Source organism: Aminicella lysinilytica (genome assembly GCF_004362975.1).
In the GTDB taxonomy this organism is placed as follows: Bacteria; Bacillota; Clostridia; order Peptostreptococcales; family Anaerovoracaceae; genus Aminicella; species Aminicella lysinilytica.
In genome coordinates this window covers 18,883-35,898 of sequence record NZ_SNXO01000005.1, presented here as the reverse complement: position 1 = coordinate 35,898, position 17,016 = coordinate 18,883, and the positions used below count along the sequence as shown (strand labels likewise).

General features: G+C 43.0%; 16 protein-coding genes. 9 read left to right on the top strand and 7 right to left on the bottom strand.

Features of this window, described 5'->3' with window-relative positions:
- Positions 1-8: 8 nt before the first annotated feature.
- The 4 genes from yidD to EV211_RS02140 all read right to left on the bottom strand — a co-directional run bounded on the left by yidD (position 9) and on the right by EV211_RS02140 (position 1,904).
- Positions 9-239, bottom strand: a complete 231-nt coding sequence (yidD, locus tag EV211_RS02155) for a membrane protein insertion efficiency factor YidD (protein ID WP_133527791.1) — start codon at positions 237-239, stop codon at positions 9-11.
- Complete coding sequence (rnpA, locus tag EV211_RS02150) at positions 239-577, bottom strand: ribonuclease P protein component (protein WP_133527790.1); 339 nt, start codon at positions 575-577, stop codon at positions 239-241. The genes yidD and rnpA overlap by 1 nt, the downstream gene beginning before the upstream one ends.
- A 1-nt stretch (position 578) precedes the next feature.
- Positions 579-713 carry a 50S ribosomal protein L34 gene (gene rpmH, locus EV211_RS02145; protein ID WP_133527789.1) on the bottom strand — a complete coding sequence of 45 codons (135 nt, stop codon included), beginning with the start codon at positions 711-713 and terminating at the stop codon, positions 579-581.
- Positions 714-824: 111 nt separating this feature from the next.
- On the bottom strand, positions 825-1,904 hold the full coding sequence (locus tag EV211_RS02140) for a PTS transporter subunit IIC (RefSeq protein WP_133527788.1): 1,080 nt from the start codon (positions 1,902-1,904) through the stop codon (positions 825-827).
- 237 nt (positions 1,905-2,141) lie between these two features.
- Here EV211_RS02140 and dnaA point away from each other — a divergent pair, with 237 nt between their 5' ends.
- The 7 genes from dnaA (at position 2,142) to EV211_RS02105 (ending at position 11,715) form a co-directional block, all read left to right on the top strand.
- Positions 2,142-3,497, top strand: a complete 1,356-nt coding sequence (dnaA, locus tag EV211_RS02135) for a chromosomal replication initiator protein DnaA (protein ID WP_133527787.1) — start codon at positions 2,142-2,144, stop codon at positions 3,495-3,497.
- Between the two features lie 164 nt (positions 3,498-3,661).
- Positions 3,662-4,774, top strand: a complete 1,113-nt coding sequence (gene dnaN, locus EV211_RS02130) for a DNA polymerase III subunit beta (protein WP_133527786.1) — start codon at positions 3,662-3,664, stop codon at positions 4,772-4,774.
- Between the two features lie 4 nt (positions 4,775-4,778).
- Complete coding sequence (gene recF, locus EV211_RS02125; RefSeq protein WP_133527785.1) at positions 4,779-5,876, top strand: DNA replication/repair protein RecF; 1,098 nt, start codon at positions 4,779-4,781, stop codon at positions 5,874-5,876.
- Positions 5,877-6,074: 198 nt separating this feature from the next.
- Positions 6,075-7,994, top strand: coding sequence for a DNA topoisomerase (ATP-hydrolyzing) subunit B (gene gyrB / locus EV211_RS02120; protein ID WP_133527784.1), 1,920 nt, complete (start codon positions 6,075-6,077; stop codon positions 7,992-7,994).
- Between the two features lie 15 nt (positions 7,995-8,009).
- Complete coding sequence (gene gyrA / locus EV211_RS02115; protein ID WP_133527783.1) at positions 8,010-10,508, top strand: DNA gyrase subunit A; 2,499 nt, start codon at positions 8,010-8,012, stop codon at positions 10,506-10,508.
- Positions 10,509-10,585: 77 nt separating this feature from the next.
- The gene (locus tag EV211_RS02110) at positions 10,586-10,984 is read left to right on the top strand and encodes an ATP-binding protein (protein ID WP_133527782.1); all 399 of its coding nucleotides are present in this window, start codon (positions 10,586-10,588) and stop codon (positions 10,982-10,984) included.
- Entirely contained in the window at positions 10,981-11,715 is a 735-nt protein-coding gene (locus EV211_RS02105) for a SigB/SigF/SigG family RNA polymerase sigma factor (protein WP_133527781.1), read from the top strand. Before EV211_RS02110 ends, EV211_RS02105 begins: the two co-directional genes overlap by 4 nt.
- A 35-nt stretch (positions 11,716-11,750) precedes the next feature.
- Here EV211_RS02105 and EV211_RS02100 read toward each other — a convergent pair whose 3' ends face one another.
- The 3 genes from EV211_RS02100 to EV211_RS02090 are packed head-to-tail and all read right to left on the bottom strand — an operon-like array spanning position 11,751 to position 13,937.
- Positions 11,751-12,383: a DUF47 domain-containing protein gene (locus tag EV211_RS02100; protein WP_133527780.1), complete on the bottom strand. Its 633-nt coding sequence runs from the start codon at positions 12,381-12,383 to the stop codon at positions 11,751-11,753.
- A gap of 10 nt (positions 12,384-12,393) precedes the next feature.
- A complete protein-coding gene (locus EV211_RS02095) occupies positions 12,394-13,392 on the bottom strand; it encodes an inorganic phosphate transporter (RefSeq protein WP_166635337.1) in 999 nt (332 codons plus the stop codon).
- A 17-nt stretch (positions 13,393-13,409) separates the two neighbouring features.
- The gene (locus tag EV211_RS02090) at positions 13,410-13,937 is read right to left on the bottom strand and encodes a hypothetical protein (protein WP_133527778.1); all 528 of its coding nucleotides are present in this window, start codon (positions 13,935-13,937) and stop codon (positions 13,410-13,412) included.
- A 298-nt stretch (positions 13,938-14,235) separates the two neighbouring features.
- Here EV211_RS02090 and EV211_RS02085 point away from each other — a divergent pair, with 298 nt between their 5' ends.
- Positions 14,236-15,897, top strand: a complete 1,662-nt coding sequence (locus EV211_RS02085; protein WP_133527777.1) for a Na+/H+ antiporter NhaC family protein — start codon at positions 14,236-14,238, stop codon at positions 15,895-15,897.
- 236 nt (positions 15,898-16,133) lie between these two features.
- Positions 16,134-17,000 carry a LysR family transcriptional regulator gene (locus tag EV211_RS02080; protein ID WP_166635336.1) on the top strand — a complete coding sequence of 289 codons (867 nt, stop codon included), beginning with the start codon at positions 16,134-16,136 and terminating at the stop codon, positions 16,998-17,000.
- Positions 17,001-17,016 lie beyond the last annotated feature (16 nt).

Here is a 17,016-nt window from a genome sequence, read left to right as displayed (position 1 = left end):
TTCCTCCATTATTTCAATGGGTCGTACCCGCCGGGATTCCATGGATGACACCGTAAAATCCGTCGTATTCCTAAATAAGTCCCCTTTATCGGGCCATATTTTTCCACTGCCTGGATAAAATATGTCGAACAAGTAGGATAAAACCGACAAGTCGGCGGAAATAAAGGCGAAATACAAATCTGATAAAATCTTACAAGCAATATCAATATTTTTTTAAAAAAATTGCTTACATATTTCATTACTTACTTAATACCCCGGTTCTTTTAAGTGCAGATCTCAGCGAACGCTGCACCATCTGACAATTAGCATCCCCTATGGTATTTCTTGCTATGATCACGAAATCGTAACCATCCGGCAGTTCTATCGATGAAAGCCTATAAGCCTCTTTCATCAATCGGCGAGCTCTGTTCCTCTGAACACTATTGCCAACCTTTTTACTTGCTAAAAAAGCTCTTCTGCCATATGAAAGACCGTTTTTCTTACAAAAAACAACTACAAACCTGTCTCCAACAGATTTTCCCTTCCTATATATGGCATCGAAATCTTTCTGATACCTTAGTACATTCTTCCTTAGCATTTTACGCGGACAAACTTTTTCTGCCCTTTGCTCTTCTTCTCTTGAGAACGTTTCTTCCGTTCTTGTCTGCCATTCTCTTACGGAATCCGTGTTCCTTCATTCTCTGCCTTGTCTTAGGCTGATATGTCTGTTTCATGTTTACCTCCATTTTTACATTTGATTCAGCACATTCTAAATTCCAATATGTGCACGCATACTGTAGTATTATAATGTTAAATTATTGGAATGTCAATAAAAGTTCAATAATTTACATGTCTAATTTCATGTCGCCGTCTTTGATTTTTCCTGCCTTACGTAATATTTCATATATAATGTAGGATAAGATCGCCGGAAGTACTATTTGTACTATAAGTATTTTCAGGAATACTCCTCCCGTAAATCCCATGTCCGTCAGAGTCATGATCTGACCAACCAGTCCCGAAGTTCCCATACCTGCGCCTGCGGCATTGTTGGTCATGTGAAGCAGACATGTGCTTATAGGTCCGGTTATGGCTCCTGCCAGTGTCGGCGGCAAAAGGATCCATGGGTGTTTGACTATGTTGGAAACCTGTATCATAGAAGTGCCAATGCCCTGAGCTACCAGTCCGCCAACGCCATTGTCCCTGAAGCTGATCACTGCGAATCCGACCATCTGTGCGCAGCAGCCGGCCGTTGCGGCACCTGCAGCCAGACCTGTCAGTCCCATCATTATACAAAGGGCAGCTGAGGATATAGGCGCTGTCAGTACCAGGCCTACTACTACGGCAATGAAGATGCCAAATACAAATGGCTGCCATTCTGTGGCCGTTACTATTGATTCACCTAATTTCAGCATGCACCAGCCTACGCCGGGACCAATCAGCTTGGCCATAAGTCCGCCAACCAGCAAAGTTACAGCCGGAGTCACAAGTATGTCTACCTTTGTTTCCTTGGAAACCATCTTACCAAATTCAGCGCCAACTGCTACTGCAATGAACGCCCCGGCAGGTCCGCCGTTGAATTCGATTCCAAAACCTGTAAACGTGGCTCCCATCTGGCCTACAGCCGCACATGAGAAAAGTACCAGAGGCGGCGCTTTCAGAGCCCAGGCTACGGCTACTCCTATAGCCGGCCCCATCATTGCCATAGCCGTAGTTCCTATTAATATAAGGAAGGATACGATCCATGTCTTTTCTGTAAATCCGGGAATATTTATCATCTGCTCGCCGATAGTCTTGAATATAAGACCTATCAGAAGCGAAGCGAAAAGTCCTAAAGCCATTGCAGACAATGCATCCTGGACATATCTCTTAAAACTGATTTCTATATCCTTCCGTTGAAAAAAGGTTAATTCATTATCATTTACCATTCTGTTACTCCAATCTGATATTATCAATATATAAATATTGCCAGGTTTTATTTTAACAAATTGCATAGACAACTGTCAAGACAGGGTGCGTTATTAATATCTACAGAGTTGTGAACAATGTTATCAACATGATGTGGATAACTTCTCTATCTATTTATTTCTCAAAGAAAAAAATTACCTCTTGTATATGGATAACTTATTAGGTAAAATAAATAGTACAGGAAAAGGAAGGGCATTATGAATAACGATCAGAAAACTTGGGAAAAAGTATTAGCAGAAATTGAAAAGAACACCACACCCATCAGCTACAAGACATGGTTTCTACCAACTAAGATCAGGTCTATAGATGAGGATGTAAATATAGTTTATTTGGAATCCAATGAGGATTTCATTATTAACATACTGAAAACCCGGTATCTTCAGTTGATCGAGACAAGTTTTAAAACAGTCTTGAAAGATGATTACAGAGTTATAATCAAGAATTCTGAGGAATATAAGAAGGATACTACTGTCATTAAGCCGGTAAAAGTAAGCACTTCAACAGTAACGCCTAACCTTAATAAACAGAAGATATTCAACCCGCGGTACAACTTTGATAATTTTGTTGTAGGAAACAGTAATAAGTATGCACACGCAGCAGCCCTTGCCGTGGCAGAATCTCCATCAGAAGCATATAACCCTTTGTTTATCTACGGAGACTCGGGACTTGGTAAGACTCACCTGATGCATGCCATCGGAATTTACCTGCTTGAACATAATGATAATATCAATGTCCTGTATGTTTCTTCAGAAATGTTCACCAACGAACTCATAAAAGCTCTTGGAGATAATAAAACCAGAGAATTTAAGAAGAAATACAGACAGGTCGATGTTTTGCTTATAGATGATATTCAATTTCTGGAAGGTAAGGAAACGACACAGGAAGAATTTTTCTACACCTTCAATACCTTATACGACCTTAATAAACAGATAGTGATTTCCAGTGACCGTCCGCCTAATAAACTGGTGAGACTGGAGGAAAGGCTCCGCAACAGATTCGCCTGGAATATGATAGCAAGTATCAGCCCCGCTGATTATGAAACCAGAATCGCTATTCTGGTCAAGAAAGCTGAAAACGCCAATATTTCAATGGATGACGATCTCTATGACGTAATATGTCTGATTGCAGAGAAGGTCACAGATAATATCAGAGAACTGGAAGGCGCTTTCAACAGAATAGTAACTTTTTCATCATTATTGCATGAACATATAGATAAAAAGTTCGCAAGTGATATACTTAATGATATAATACAAGATGATGGTTCTGTCATCACTCCAGAGAAAATCAAGGCTGTTGTCAGCAGGCATTATAAAATTAAGGTTTCAGAAATGGAATCTCCGAAAAGAACTAATAATATAGCTTTTCCAAGACAGATAGCAATGTATCTTTGCAGAACAATGACAGATTACTCATTGCCGAAAATAGGAAGTATGTTTGGAGGCAGACATTACACCACGGTAATGCATGCCTGTGATAAAATACAAAAAGACATAAGTAAGGACAGCTCATTTAAAGAGATCATTAAATCTCTGAAAGATGAGATCAATGAATGATGTGGACAATATTATAATAACTTTTAAGAGTTTTCCACAGTTTTCATGTTAGAAATAATTCACTGTTTGTATAGGCTGACGAGGTTATCCACAGTTTCCACAGCCCCTACTACTACTACTACTACAAATATATATTAAAAATATTGACATCCGGAGGTATAAAAATGAAATTTTCATGCGAACAGCAAAAGCTTACCAAGGCTCTTAATGTAGTCTCTAAAGCTGTAACATCAAGAAGTACTATACCTATTCTAAAAGGGATAATGCTGGAAGTAACATCAGAAGGAAAACTGACTATGTCAGCATCAGATCTTGATATTTCTATTCAGGATACTATAGATGTAAATACTACTGAGCCAGGAGCTATTATAGTAATGGCTAAACTTTTTGGTGACATTATTAGAAAATTGCCATCTGTAGAAATAAACATAGAAAGCGACGATGAAAATAATGTAACTATTAAATGCATGAATTCAGAATTTAAAATCATAGGAATGTCTACAGATGAGTTCCCTAATGTGAATATGGTAAGTGAAGAAACTGAAGCCATAGATTTTAATAAGTCTGAACTCAGGAAAATGATAGATAAGACATCTTTTGCTGCAAGCAATGATGAATCCAGAGGAGTAATTACAGGAGTACTGATAGAACTGACACCAGACCAGATGAATATGGTTGCTATTGACGGTTATAGAATGGCTATAAACAGAAAAGCTAAGGTAAGTACTAATCCAGGTAATATAATTATTTCTGCTAAGATAATAAGTGAGATCAGTAGAATAATCGGAGAAACTGACAGCGATGAAGAAAATGGTAAAATGCTGTTAAGTGAAAAGAAAGTAATATTCAAGTTTGATAATATACAAGCAGAATTGAAATTAATAGATGGTGAATTTATTAATTACAAGGATATTTTGCCTAAGGATAGTAAAATAACCGCTAAAGTCAACAGAGCAAACTTTATGGAGAGCATCGAAAGAGCTTCACTATTGTCTAAAGCAGGGAAAAACAATCTTATTAAGATAGATCTGAAGGATAATATAATGACTATTACTTCAAATTCCGAAGAAGGAAATGTAAAAGAAGAGATCCTGACGGAAAAAGAAGGAGAAGATCTGGTAATAGGATTCAATGCTCAGTATGTACTGGACATTCTAAAAGCTATTGACGATGAAGAAATCAAATTATTCTTCAATACAGGAATAACTCCTTGTCTCATAGAGCCTATTGAAGGTGATAAATTCGAGTATCTGGTGCTTCCAGTAAGAATAAACTGATATAATGTATATTAAGAAAATAGAACTGAAAAATTTTAGAAATTATGAAGACTTTTCTATGGATTTTGATAAGAAAGTTAATCTTATCGTAGGTGAAAATGCTCAGGGGAAAACTAACCTGATCGAAGCAATTTATTTATCCTCCATAGGAAGGTCTTTTCGTACTAATCGCGATAGCGATATGATAAAATTCGATGATGACAGAGCTTATGTAAAGGTATATGCTCAGAAAGAAGTTATAGATACCAAGGTTGAAATAACTATCAACGGAAAGTCAAAGAAATCTATAAAGAAGGACGGCTCTCTGGTAAGGAAAACTTCTGAGCTGATAGATAATATAATAATAGTGATTTTTTCGCCGGAGGATCTGAAAATAGTTAAGGATGAACCGGAGAAAAGAAGAAAATTCATAGATCGTGAACTGGCGCAGATAAAACCGGCCTACTATGATTGCTTAAGCAATTATAAAAAAATACTTTTGCAGAGAAACACCTATCTGAAAGAAGATTATGTCGATAATAAGGTATTATCAGTCTGGGACAGTCAGCTTGTCAGATATGGTTCTGATCTTATGAAGATGCGTAAGAAGTTCATAGACGATATAAATGTTTTCAGCGGAAATATCCATAGCAGCATAACTAACGGTAAAGAAAAGCTGACTCTTAAATACGTTCCGAATATAGATTATGTAGAGTCTTCAGAAGAACAGCGAAAAATATTTGAAGAAAGCTTACAGAAAAGTTATGATAACGACATCAAACTCCGCACTACGACTAAAGGCCCGCATAAGGATGACATGTCCTTTTTTGTTAACGGCATAAACGCCAGAAATTTCGGATCCCAGGGACAACAGAGGACGTGCGCCCTGTCCCTTAAACTGGCAGAGTTGGATTTTATAAAAGAAGAAACCGGTGAGACCGGAATATTACTGCTGGACGACGTCATGAGCGAACTGGATAAAGAAAGGCGAAAATATCTGGTTGACGCCCTGCATAATAATCAGATTTTTATCACTGCGACAGACATAGATAAGGAATTGACAGATTCTTATCCCGAAGCAAAAATTATCAACATAGAAAAGGGAAAAATCAAAATTGTTTAAATCCCGCCAAAGGTCATACTCATATCAAGGACTAAAGGCGGGTTTTTTAGTGGGAAATACGCGATTTAACAGATTTTTACCTTACCAATAAAGAAAAACAATAAAAAGACCCTATTCCCTTGTAAAATCGGCGATTTTATAGTATAATTATAACCGTTAATCATGCGAAAAAACATAATGCAAAAAGGTGGGTGTTAAATGAGCACTTCTGAAAAGAAAAACAATCAATATGACGCAGCCCAGATCCAGGTTTTAGAGGGTCTGGAAGCTGTCAGAAAAAGACCCGGAATGTACATCGGTACTACGGGCCCGAGAGGACTCCATCATCTGGTATATGAAATAGTTGATAACAGTATAGATGAGGCCCTGGCGGGATTTTGTAAGAAAATAGATGTTACGATCAATGAGGATAATTCCATAACCGTCATAGATGACGGAAGAGGAATGCCTGTAGACGCGCATCCTAAACTGAAAATACCGGCAGTAGAGGTAATACATACTGTTCTTCATGCCGGCGGTAAATTCGGCGGCGGAGGATACAAGGTATCCGGAGGTCTTCACGGCGTAGGAGCATCGGTAGTTAATGCCCTTTCCACCAGAATGATCGTAGAAATCGAGAGAAACGGAAATCTGTATAAAATCGAATTTGAGAGAGGCAAGACCAGCAAACCACTTGAAATCGTTGGCGAGTCCAAACACACAGGTTCTATAACCACATTCTGGCCGGATCCTGAGATATTCGAGGAAACAGAATATGATTTCGAGACATTGCAGCACAGGCTTCGCGAGATGGCCTTCCTGACCAAGGGAATCAAGATAACTCTCGAGGACAAGAGACCCGGACAGAAGAAGAAGGAAGTCTATCATTATGAAGGCGGACTCAGAGAATTTGTCAAATATCTGAACAATAACAAGGATGCTATCCATCCTGATATTTTCTATTTTGAATTCATGGAGAAGGACCACGAGGTCGAGGTGGCGATGCAGTACACAGATCGCTACAACGAGCTTATATTGTCCTATGCAAATAATATAAATACCATTGAAGGCGGAACTCATATGGCAGGCTTCAAGTCGGCCCTGACCCGCGTATTCAATGATTACGCCAAGAAAAACAATCTACTTAAGGATGGCGACAGCCTTTCCGGTGAAGATGTCAGAGAAGGTCTTTCGGCTGTAGTTTCCGTCAAGCTGACGCAACCGCAGTTTGAAGGTCAGACAAAGGCTAAACTGGGCAACAGCGAGATGCGAGGCTTCGTTGAAACGTCGACTGCTGAGAATCTCATGGCTTTCCTGGAGGAGCATCCGCAGGAAGCCGCCGCTATTCTGAATAAATGCCTGAGCGCGTCCAGAGCCAGAGAAGCTGCCCGTAAGGCTAGAGCTTTGGTCCGCAGACAGACGGCCCTTCAGGGATTGTCACTGCCGGGCAAACTTGCAGACTGCTCTGAGAAGGATCCTTCTTTGTCCGAGATATTCCTGGTCGAGGGAGATTCCGCCGGCGGCAGCGCCAAGCAGGGCAGGGATAGAAAAAGACAGGCAGTGTTACCTTTGCGAGGCAAGATCCTCAACGTAGAAAAGGCACGCCAGGATAAGATGCTCAACTCTGAAGAAATCAAGAACATGATCACCGCCTTTGGCTGCGGTATCGGAGATGAATTCGATGTCAGCAAGTTGAGATATCATAAGATAATAATAATGACAGATGCCGATGTAGACGGCGCCCATATCAGGACATTGCTGCTTACATTCTTCTATCGTTACATGACTCCTCTTATTGAGGGAGGATATGTTTACGCGGCTCAGCCGCCACTGTTCCAGGATAAGCAGGGTAAGAATGTAGTTTATACATATTCTGATAAGGAACAGGATAAGGTACTGGCTGAAATGGCTGAAAACAACGGTAAAGTTGAGATCCAGAGATACAAGGGTCTTGGAGAAATGGACTTTAACCAGCTCTGGGAAACGACTATGGATTACCATCACAGGACCATGGTGCAGATCACCGTTGAGGACGCTACCGCTGCCGACGAGATATTCACTACACTTATGGGTGATAAAGTACCGCCAAGAAAGAAATTCATCGAAGAGAATGCTAAGTATGCAACTCTTGATATTTAATAGGAGGACACGTATTTGGATACATTATTAGAAGACAACAATATAATACAACACGAAATACATGACGAAATGAAGAACTCCTATATCGACTACGCCATGAGTGTAATCGTCGGACGTGCATTGCCTGACGTACGCGATGGTATGAAACCGGTACACAGGAGGATTCTATACGGCATGAATCAGTTAGGCGTTACGCCTGACAAACCATATAAAAAGTCGGCCAGGATCGTCGGCGAAGTAATGGGTAAATATCATCCTCATGGAGATTCGTCCATATATGACGCCATGGTAAGAATGGCTCAGGATTTCTCGATGAGATACATGCTGGTCGACGGCCACGGAAACTTTGGTTCCATCGACGGAGACAGCGCCGCTGCACAGCGTTATACAGAGGCCAGAATGGCTCCTTTTGCGCAGCAGATGTTGCGTGATATAGAGAAAGACACCGTTGACTTCATGCCGAACTTCGACGGTGAGGAAAAAGAGCCGGTAGTTTTGCCGAGCAGATATCCTAACCTGCTGGTGAACGGCTCCAACGGTATCGCCGTTGGAATGGCAACGTCCATACCGCCTCATAACCTTGGCGAAGTCATAGACGCCGCTGTGGAAATGATAGACAATCCGCAGTGTACAGTTGAGGACCTCATGAAGCATGTCAAGGGACCGGACTTCCCGACGGGAGCTCAGATCCTGGGCAAAAGCGGCATCAGGGACGCCTACAGAACGGGCACAGGCAAGATCAAGGTCAGAGCCTGCTGCGAAATAGAAGAAACCAACAGAGGAAAATCTCAGATCATCGTGACTGAGATCCCTTACCAGGTAAATAAGGCCAGGCTTATCGAGAAGATCGCCGAGCTGGTCAGAGCCAAGAGGATAGAAGGAATTTCCGAACTGCGCGACGAGTCCAACCGTGAGGGAATGCGCATAGTCATCGAGCTCAAGCGCGACGCCAATCCGCAGATCACTTTGAACCAGCTTTACAAGCACACTCAGCTTCAGGACAATTTCAGCGTGATCATGATCGCACTGGTCAACGGCGAGCCGAAGGTGCTGACATTGTATGATGCGCTGTTCGAGTATCTGAAGTTCCAGAAGGAAGTTCTCACACGCAGAACCAAGTTCGACCTGGAGAAGGCCAGAGCCAGGGCGCACATATTGGAAGGACTGCGTATCGCTCTTGACAATATCGACGAGATCATCAAGATAATCAGGTCTGCATATAACGACGCCAGGGAAAAGCTAATGAAGCGCTTCGGGCTTTCGGATATTCAGGCTCAGGCTATTCTGGATATGAGACTGGCAAGACTGCAGGGTCTTGAAAGAGAAAAAATCGAGAACGAATATAACGAACTCATGGAAAAAATCGAGTACTACAAGTCATTGCTTGCTGACGATAATCTTCTCATGGGAGTTATCAAGGATGAGATGATTGGAATCAAGGAAAAGTGGAGCGACAAGAGACGCACCAAACTGGTTCCTGATGTAGACGATTTCGACGATGAGGATCTCATAGAAGAGGAAAAGGTCGCTATCACATTGACTCACCTTGGTTATATCAAGAGAGTGCCTGCTGACACCTATAAGGCTCAGCGCCGCGGAGGCAAGGGCATCACAGGCATAACCACCCGTGACAATGATTTCGTTAAGGACCTGATAATGACGTCCACTCATGACTATCTGATGTTCTTTACTAATACTGGTAAAGCTCATAAGATCAAGGCATTCGAGGTGCCGGAGGCATCCAGGACGGCCAGAGGAACGCCGGCTATCAATTTCCTGAGCCTGCTGCAGCGTGAGAGGATCACGGCAGTTATTCCGGTGCAGGAATTTGCGGAAGATAAGTATCTGATCGCTGTTACCAAGAACGGTACTATCAAGAAGACTGCTTTGTCTCAGTTCGATACTCACAGGAAGACGGGACTTATTGCGATCAACCTGAAGGATGACGATCAGCTTATAGATATCAAGCAGACGACGGGCAGGAATAATGTGATCATCGTTACCAAGAAGGGGAAATGCATCTGCTTCTCTGAGGAGGATGTAAGGCCTATGGGCAGGATCGCCGGAGGCGTGAGAGCCATCAAGCTTGAGAAAGATGATGAAGTTGTGTCCATGTCACTGGTTGAGCCTGATCAGGAACTGCTTGTAGTTACTGAGAACGGTTTCGGCAAGCGTACGCCTGTCAAGGATTATAAGATCCAGGTAAGAGGAGGCAAAGGACTTCTGACTTATGATAAGAGTAAGTTCAAGAAGACCGGACCGCTTATCGGCGCCATGGTAGTTGACGAAGAAGATGAAGTTCTTCTGATCAACAGCGAGGGCATAATAATCAGGATCAGGGCCAATGAGGTTTCTGAGCTTCGAAGAGCTACTCAGGGTGTCAAGATCATGAAAGTCGAAGACGAAACCAAGATAGTAGCTATGGCTAAAGTCATCAAGGAAGACGATGAGGACGAAGATGACGAGTCAGCAAAAGATAAGACTGATAATAAAAGCGAACAATTAGAGATTTAATTTTCGGTGAAACTGGGTATATAGAATCTGTGCGGCATCAGCCGCACAGTAATTCTTATCTGAAAAGGGAGAAATTAATGGATAATTTAAAATTTATAATACCAGGAAAACCGGAATATCTCACCATGGTCAGACTTGCCATCAGCTCTATAGCTACAACGGCAGGCTTTGATCTGGAAGCCGTAGAGGACATGAAGACAGCTGTCTGCGAGGCATGCAAGAACGTATCCTGCCACGGTTTCGATGGATTCTCTGACAAATACGAGGTAGAGTGCAATGTTGAGCAGGGACGCATCGAGATCATCGTTAAAGATGATTGCGATAGTCATACTCTGCAGAAACTGACCAAACCTTGCCAGAATTGCCCTAAGGAAGGTGATCTGGGGATCTTTGTCATAGAGTCGCTTATGAATGATGTAGAATTTGGCAGAGGCGATGATGGACGTAAGTCTATCAGAATGGTGAAGAGCATATGACGGATCTGGACAAGTTTATCAAGTACAAGGAACATCCTACAATTGAATCAAGAAATGAACTGGTGGAGCAGTATCTTTACATGGTGGACATCCTCATAAGGAAATACCTGGGTAAGGGCGTAGATTACGATGACCTTTATCAGGTAGGTGCACTGGCACTGGTACAGGCAGTTGAGCGATTCGACCCTGACAGGGGATTTGAGTTCAGCTCTTTTGCTACGCCTACTATTCTTGGTGAAATCAAGAAGTATTTCAGAGATAAACAGTGGAGCCTTAAGGTTCCAAGGCGTTTGAAGGAAATATCTTCTAAGATACAGGAGGTTAAGGACGAGCTTTATCTTCAGTATCACAGAGCTCCTACAGTAAAGGAAATATCTGAAGCCACGGGATTTTCTCAGGAGCAGATAATAGAGGCCATTGAAGGCTCTCAGGCCTACGGCACTTATTCTCTGGATAAGACCTTCGAGGATGCCGGCGAAGATGGAGAAAGCTCCTTCCTTGAGAGATACACGGGATTTGATGAAAAGGGATTCGAGCGCGTGGAGACCTCAGAGATAATCAATAAAGTCATGGATGAAATGAACGATCAGAGCAGATACATATTCCGCGAGAGATTCATCTATAACAGATCTCAGGCAGAGATAGCCAAGACTCTTGGAGTGTCACAGATGACGATCTCCAGGGCAGAAAGAAAAATAATAGAAGAATTTAAGAAAGAGCTGCACAAGTAGTGAAACCAATACTTGAACAGCTCTTTTAGTATGCCTTATTTTATTGATTTGATCTTCAGATCTCCCATACGGTCTGCTGCCTTGCCGACCTTGTTGACCAGGTTATTAAGGTCCCGGCAGAACTCCCTCATGGTTATGATACCTGTCATTGATTCGAAGGACTCAAGCTCCTTGATATTTTCCCAGTAGAGTCGCTTGACGCGATCCTGATATTTCTTGGCCTGTTTAAGATCCTTCCAGAAATCATCTGTGTTCGGATCATTCCATTTCTTCATAGCGTCCGTAAGAGTAAATATGGCATTGCTGGCCAGCTGGGCCATCTCAATGTTCTTCTCAGTCGGATGATAGTCGAAGTACAGAATGAAGTCTTTCAGATCCTTGATTTCATCGCTGAGATCATCCAGGACTCTGGACACCTTGAACAGATAATGCCTGTCCACAGGAGTAATAAAGGCATTCTTTACATAATAGACCAGTTCAGATCGCTTCTCATCAGCTGTCTTCTCATATTCCTCAATTTTATCAGCAGTTTCAGGATCAAGTTTATTCATGAATTCGACCAGGAGAGTGCTGCTGGTGCAGGCCTTCTCGCACTGATTCACCAGAAGTTTATAAACATCCGGCTGCTTTTTCTTATTGAACAGTCCGCGCTGCTTTTTCTTGTCCATAATTTCCCCCTTATAATACGACTGATGTAAGTATCTTCAGTATCAAAGCACCCATAAGGGCCGATGCCGGTATAGTCGTGATCCATGAGATGGCGATTTTTCCTGAAACCGACCAGTTGACCGATTTAGGTGTGTTCTCCGTTCCTACGCCCATGACCGAGCCTGTGATGATCTGCGTCGAACTGATAGGCAGTCCTGTCAGATTTGAAAATTCTGTGACCAGTATTGAGGCCAACTGCGAAGCGAAGGCCTTATCTGAGTCGACTTTGATTATATCTTTTCCGACAGCCCTGATCATATTGGAGCCGCCGCACATGGTACCTATGGCCAGGGCTGCGCTGCAGGATACTATCAGCCAAAGTGGCATGGTCAGGTCGGTTCCTTCACAGCCGGCGATGCCAATGGCAGTCAGACCGATCACCTTTTGCGCATCGTTACTGCCGTGGAAGCAGGCTTCCAGCACCGTGGAGATTATCTCCAGCACGCGTATACGCCGGTTCCAGACGATGGTGGCGTTGCGGAGCAGAAAGTTCTGCGCCTTTATTAACAAAAACCCCGCTGCAAAGCCTATGACAGGCGATATGAGCATGGCCAGGATTATTTTGATGAAGAACGTGTCCCAGTGGATGAAATCCAGGCCGTAGCCCGCCAAACCGCAGCCGACCATGGCGCCGATCATTGAGTGCGAGGCGCTGGAAGGCAGGCTGACTACCCATGTGAAGACGTTCCATATGATACTGCCCATGAATGCGGCCAGCACGAAGAGGCCTACGCGACCGCTGCTGTCAGCCAGGAGGGCGTCTGTGTCCAGCAGACCCGAGGCAACAGTATAGGCTACTGCCGTTCCAAGGAGCACAGCTCCGGCAAAATTACACAGACCGGAAAGCACAGCCGCCTGCTTCTGCGTTATGAGCCTGGATGTGATCGATGTGGCCACTATAGTCCCGCCATCGTGGGCCCCGTTTATGAAGGCTGTTATCAAGCCGATTATCAGTATCAAATAAATCATAAAATCATATCGATGAGCTATTTCCACTTCTTGCTCAATGTGTGTGCCGCCTTGACGGTGAATATGCTGAGTACTACAGACAGAATCATAGCGCCTTCCCATGCATAATTGAAAGTTGTCAGATCTACAAGTTTATTACCATCTGCGACATAGTACCTGATGTCAAGGACGGATGTGTAGATCAGCCAGTACACCAGTGTGAATATGTTCGCTACCATTATGCCCTGACTGCTTGTATTGAAGACTGATGCTTTGGCGATGAGGACGTTGCGGGTGTATTTGGTCGCCAGGCCGTCTTTATCAAGCTGCAAAAGATTCTTGAAGTTTATCAAAGAGTACGCTGCGGCTATAACTGATGCGAACAATACTATGGTCGTGCCGTACATGCTGTCTCTGTGGGTGCCGTCTGCCGAAGCAAGTATGGATGAATGAAAACTCAGGTAAGCATATCCGCCGATAATCAGTATTCCAGCTATGCCGGTAAGTATCAATAGTATTTCCAGTGTTTTTATCTGTTTCTGTTTAGTTTCTCTCTTTACGCTCATATTTATTACTCTCCCTTATTCGATTACATTTATTCTACTTTAGCAGGGGCTTCAAGTCAACAAAATGCGGGAGGATTCTTGACATAGAAGAAATATAAGCAAAAAGGGAGTAATAAGACAATATATATTCCATTTTAGTTATATTATAGGATTTTCCTAATGTATTGAGTATTCTGATAATTTATTTGTATTAGACCGTTCTTTCAGCGGGACTTATAATTAAAGAGTAGTAATTTACATAGTTTTTATTTTATTTTACTTTACTTTACTTATCTTATCTTATTAAGGAGGACTTATTATGGGTAAAAAGATACCTCTATGGCAAGCGTACTTGTGCTTCTTTTTCACATTGATCGCACTTATGTATTGCCTGGGCATGTTGGGAAAACTTGCTAACGTATTCAGTGGCAACCCAACAGACACTGTCAATGCCTTCACCTGTGATTATGGAGAGGTCCATATCGCACTGCTGGTATCGGCAACATTCGCAACAATCGTAGCATCACTTAATGGCTACAAATGGGCATTCCTGGAGGCAGGAATCCTCGCATCAATCAACAGATCAATGCAGGCTATACTGATCCTGGCAGAAGTTGGACTTCTGATAGGATGCTGGGTAGCAGCAGGAGTCGTTCCTGGCATGATCTACTACGGACTGTTAATTCTTAAACCAAGCATTTATCTGGCAGCAACTTGTCTGCTATGTTGTATAGTATCACTGGCCACAGGTTCATCCTGGACAACAGCAGGTACTATAGGAATCGCACTTATAGGTGTAGGAACTGGTCTTGGTATCAGTCCTGCAATGTCAGCCGGAGCCATCATCACCGGAGCTTATTTCGGAGATAAGATGTCACCGCTGTCAGACACAACAAACCTGGCGCCTGCTATGGCAGGTTCCACACTGTTCGACCATATCAGACATATGATCTGGACAGTAACACCGTCACTATTGGTAGCACTGGTAGTATACGTTATCCTGGGTCTGAGAGTAGACAAGGGAGCAAGCCTCGACATCGTAGAGCCGATGAGAAACGCCTGCCTGATCAACTTCCATCTGAACTTGTGGATGCTGTTACCACCAGTACTGGTAATCGTAATCGTAGCACTGAAGATACCTGCTATACCTGGAATCATGGGCGGCATCGTAGCCGGCATGGTAATAGGTTCTGTATTCAACGGTATCAGCCTTGCTGAATGGCCAAGTATCCTGCATTATGGGTACACAGTACCTGCATTCAGTGACGCATGGACCGGAGCAGAATCCAAATATGCAGATGTCATCACTTCAGTAAGTGGAGGCGACTCCACCACGATACTAGGCTTGTCCAATGACCAGTTCAAGGAGTTTATAGCTCAAACGGGCGTAGGCAACAATGTACAGGGTGAGTACAACATCGACTCACTGATCAACGAAAAGGGCGGAATGAGTTCCATGTTATGGACCATCAACCTGATCCTCTGCGCTATGTGCTTCGGCGGAGTAATGGATGCATCCGGAATGCTGGGATCCATTGCCAAGTCACTGCTCGTATTCGCTAAGGGCGTTGGCGGACTGGTAACAGTAACACTGGTAAGCTGCATAATCATGAACATCATCGGCGGAGACCAGTACCTGTCAATCGTACTTCCTGGAAGAATGTACAAAGAGACATTCGAGGATATGCACCTGGCACCTAAGAATCTGTCAAGATGTCTTGAGGATGCAGGAACAGTAACATCCAACCTGATCCCATGGAACACCTGCGGAGCTACAATGTACAAGTTCCTCGGCGTACCGGCTTGGGGCAAAGGCGGATATGGACCTTATGCTATCCTTTCATGGTTCAATCCTATCGTATCCTGCTTCTATGGATGGACAGGAATCTCCATGGTCAAGATGACTGATGAAGAGTATGAAGCTTGTATGGAAAGAAGAGCTAAAGAAAAGGAAGAAGCTTCAGAGAATCTGGAGGCTTAATCCTGAGATCATCATTAAGATCACAAATGTAGAATAAAATAAATCATCTGAGGAAGAGAGCGCGTAGGTGCTCTCTTTCTTGGGTAAAACATCCGCCTGCTTTAATTATGAATTATGGCCAAATGATAATAAATAGTTATTGAATAATTAATAAATTATCGTGCTTAAGGTAATTAAATGCTATATAATATAAGTTAAGTTAGAGCGAGATGGTAGCATTAAGGGAGATTTACTCTATGGATATATTAAAATTAAGATATTTTCTGGTGGTGGCCCGATGTCAGAATATGACTAAAGCGGCAGAAGCGCTCCATGTGGCCCAGCCAGCCATCAGTCAGGCTATCAAGAAGTTAGACGATGAACTGGGAGTCAAGCTTTTCGATAGGGTTGGCCGTAATATCAGGCTGAGTGAGACGGGCAAGCTGTTCTATACAGAAATAGAGCCGCTGGTCAAGGCCCTCGACGATATCCCCCAGAAACTGGCTGATAAAGTCGGCCTGGAGAATAAGACTGTCAGAGTGAATATCCTTGCCAGCCATGAGCTTATGACTGATATAGTCAGTGAATTCAAGCGGGAACATCTGGATGCCAGCTTCCATATTTCACAGAATGAGGAAGACGAGAACTGGGATATAAGGATATCCTCTGTTTTTGATAAGGATTATTCCGGACATGAGGAGACAGTATTATCAGAGGAAATATTTGTAGCAGTTCCTGTGGATTCGCATCTGTGCGATCTGCAGAATATCACCTTTGAGGACATAAGACATGCGGGATTCATAAGCCTGGAAAGAAACAGGCAGTTTTCCACGATGATGGCAAGTCATTGTCTGTCAGCGGGATTCGAGCCTCTCATAGTATATGAAGGCGAAAGCCCTGACATGGTTGCCAAACTTGTAGGTGCAGGTGTAGGACTGGCATTCTGGCCGGAGTACTCCTGGGGAAAGCTCCATGATGACAGGGTCAAACTCATAAGAGTAGAAGAAGGGGCTTGCCGATGGAATCTTTACCTGGCCAGGAAAGATCAGATGGGCAAGACTGAGATGAAAGATGAATTCTATGACTTCGCAGTAAACTATATACATGGACTGCCTGCCAGATAAACAGAATAGAACAATG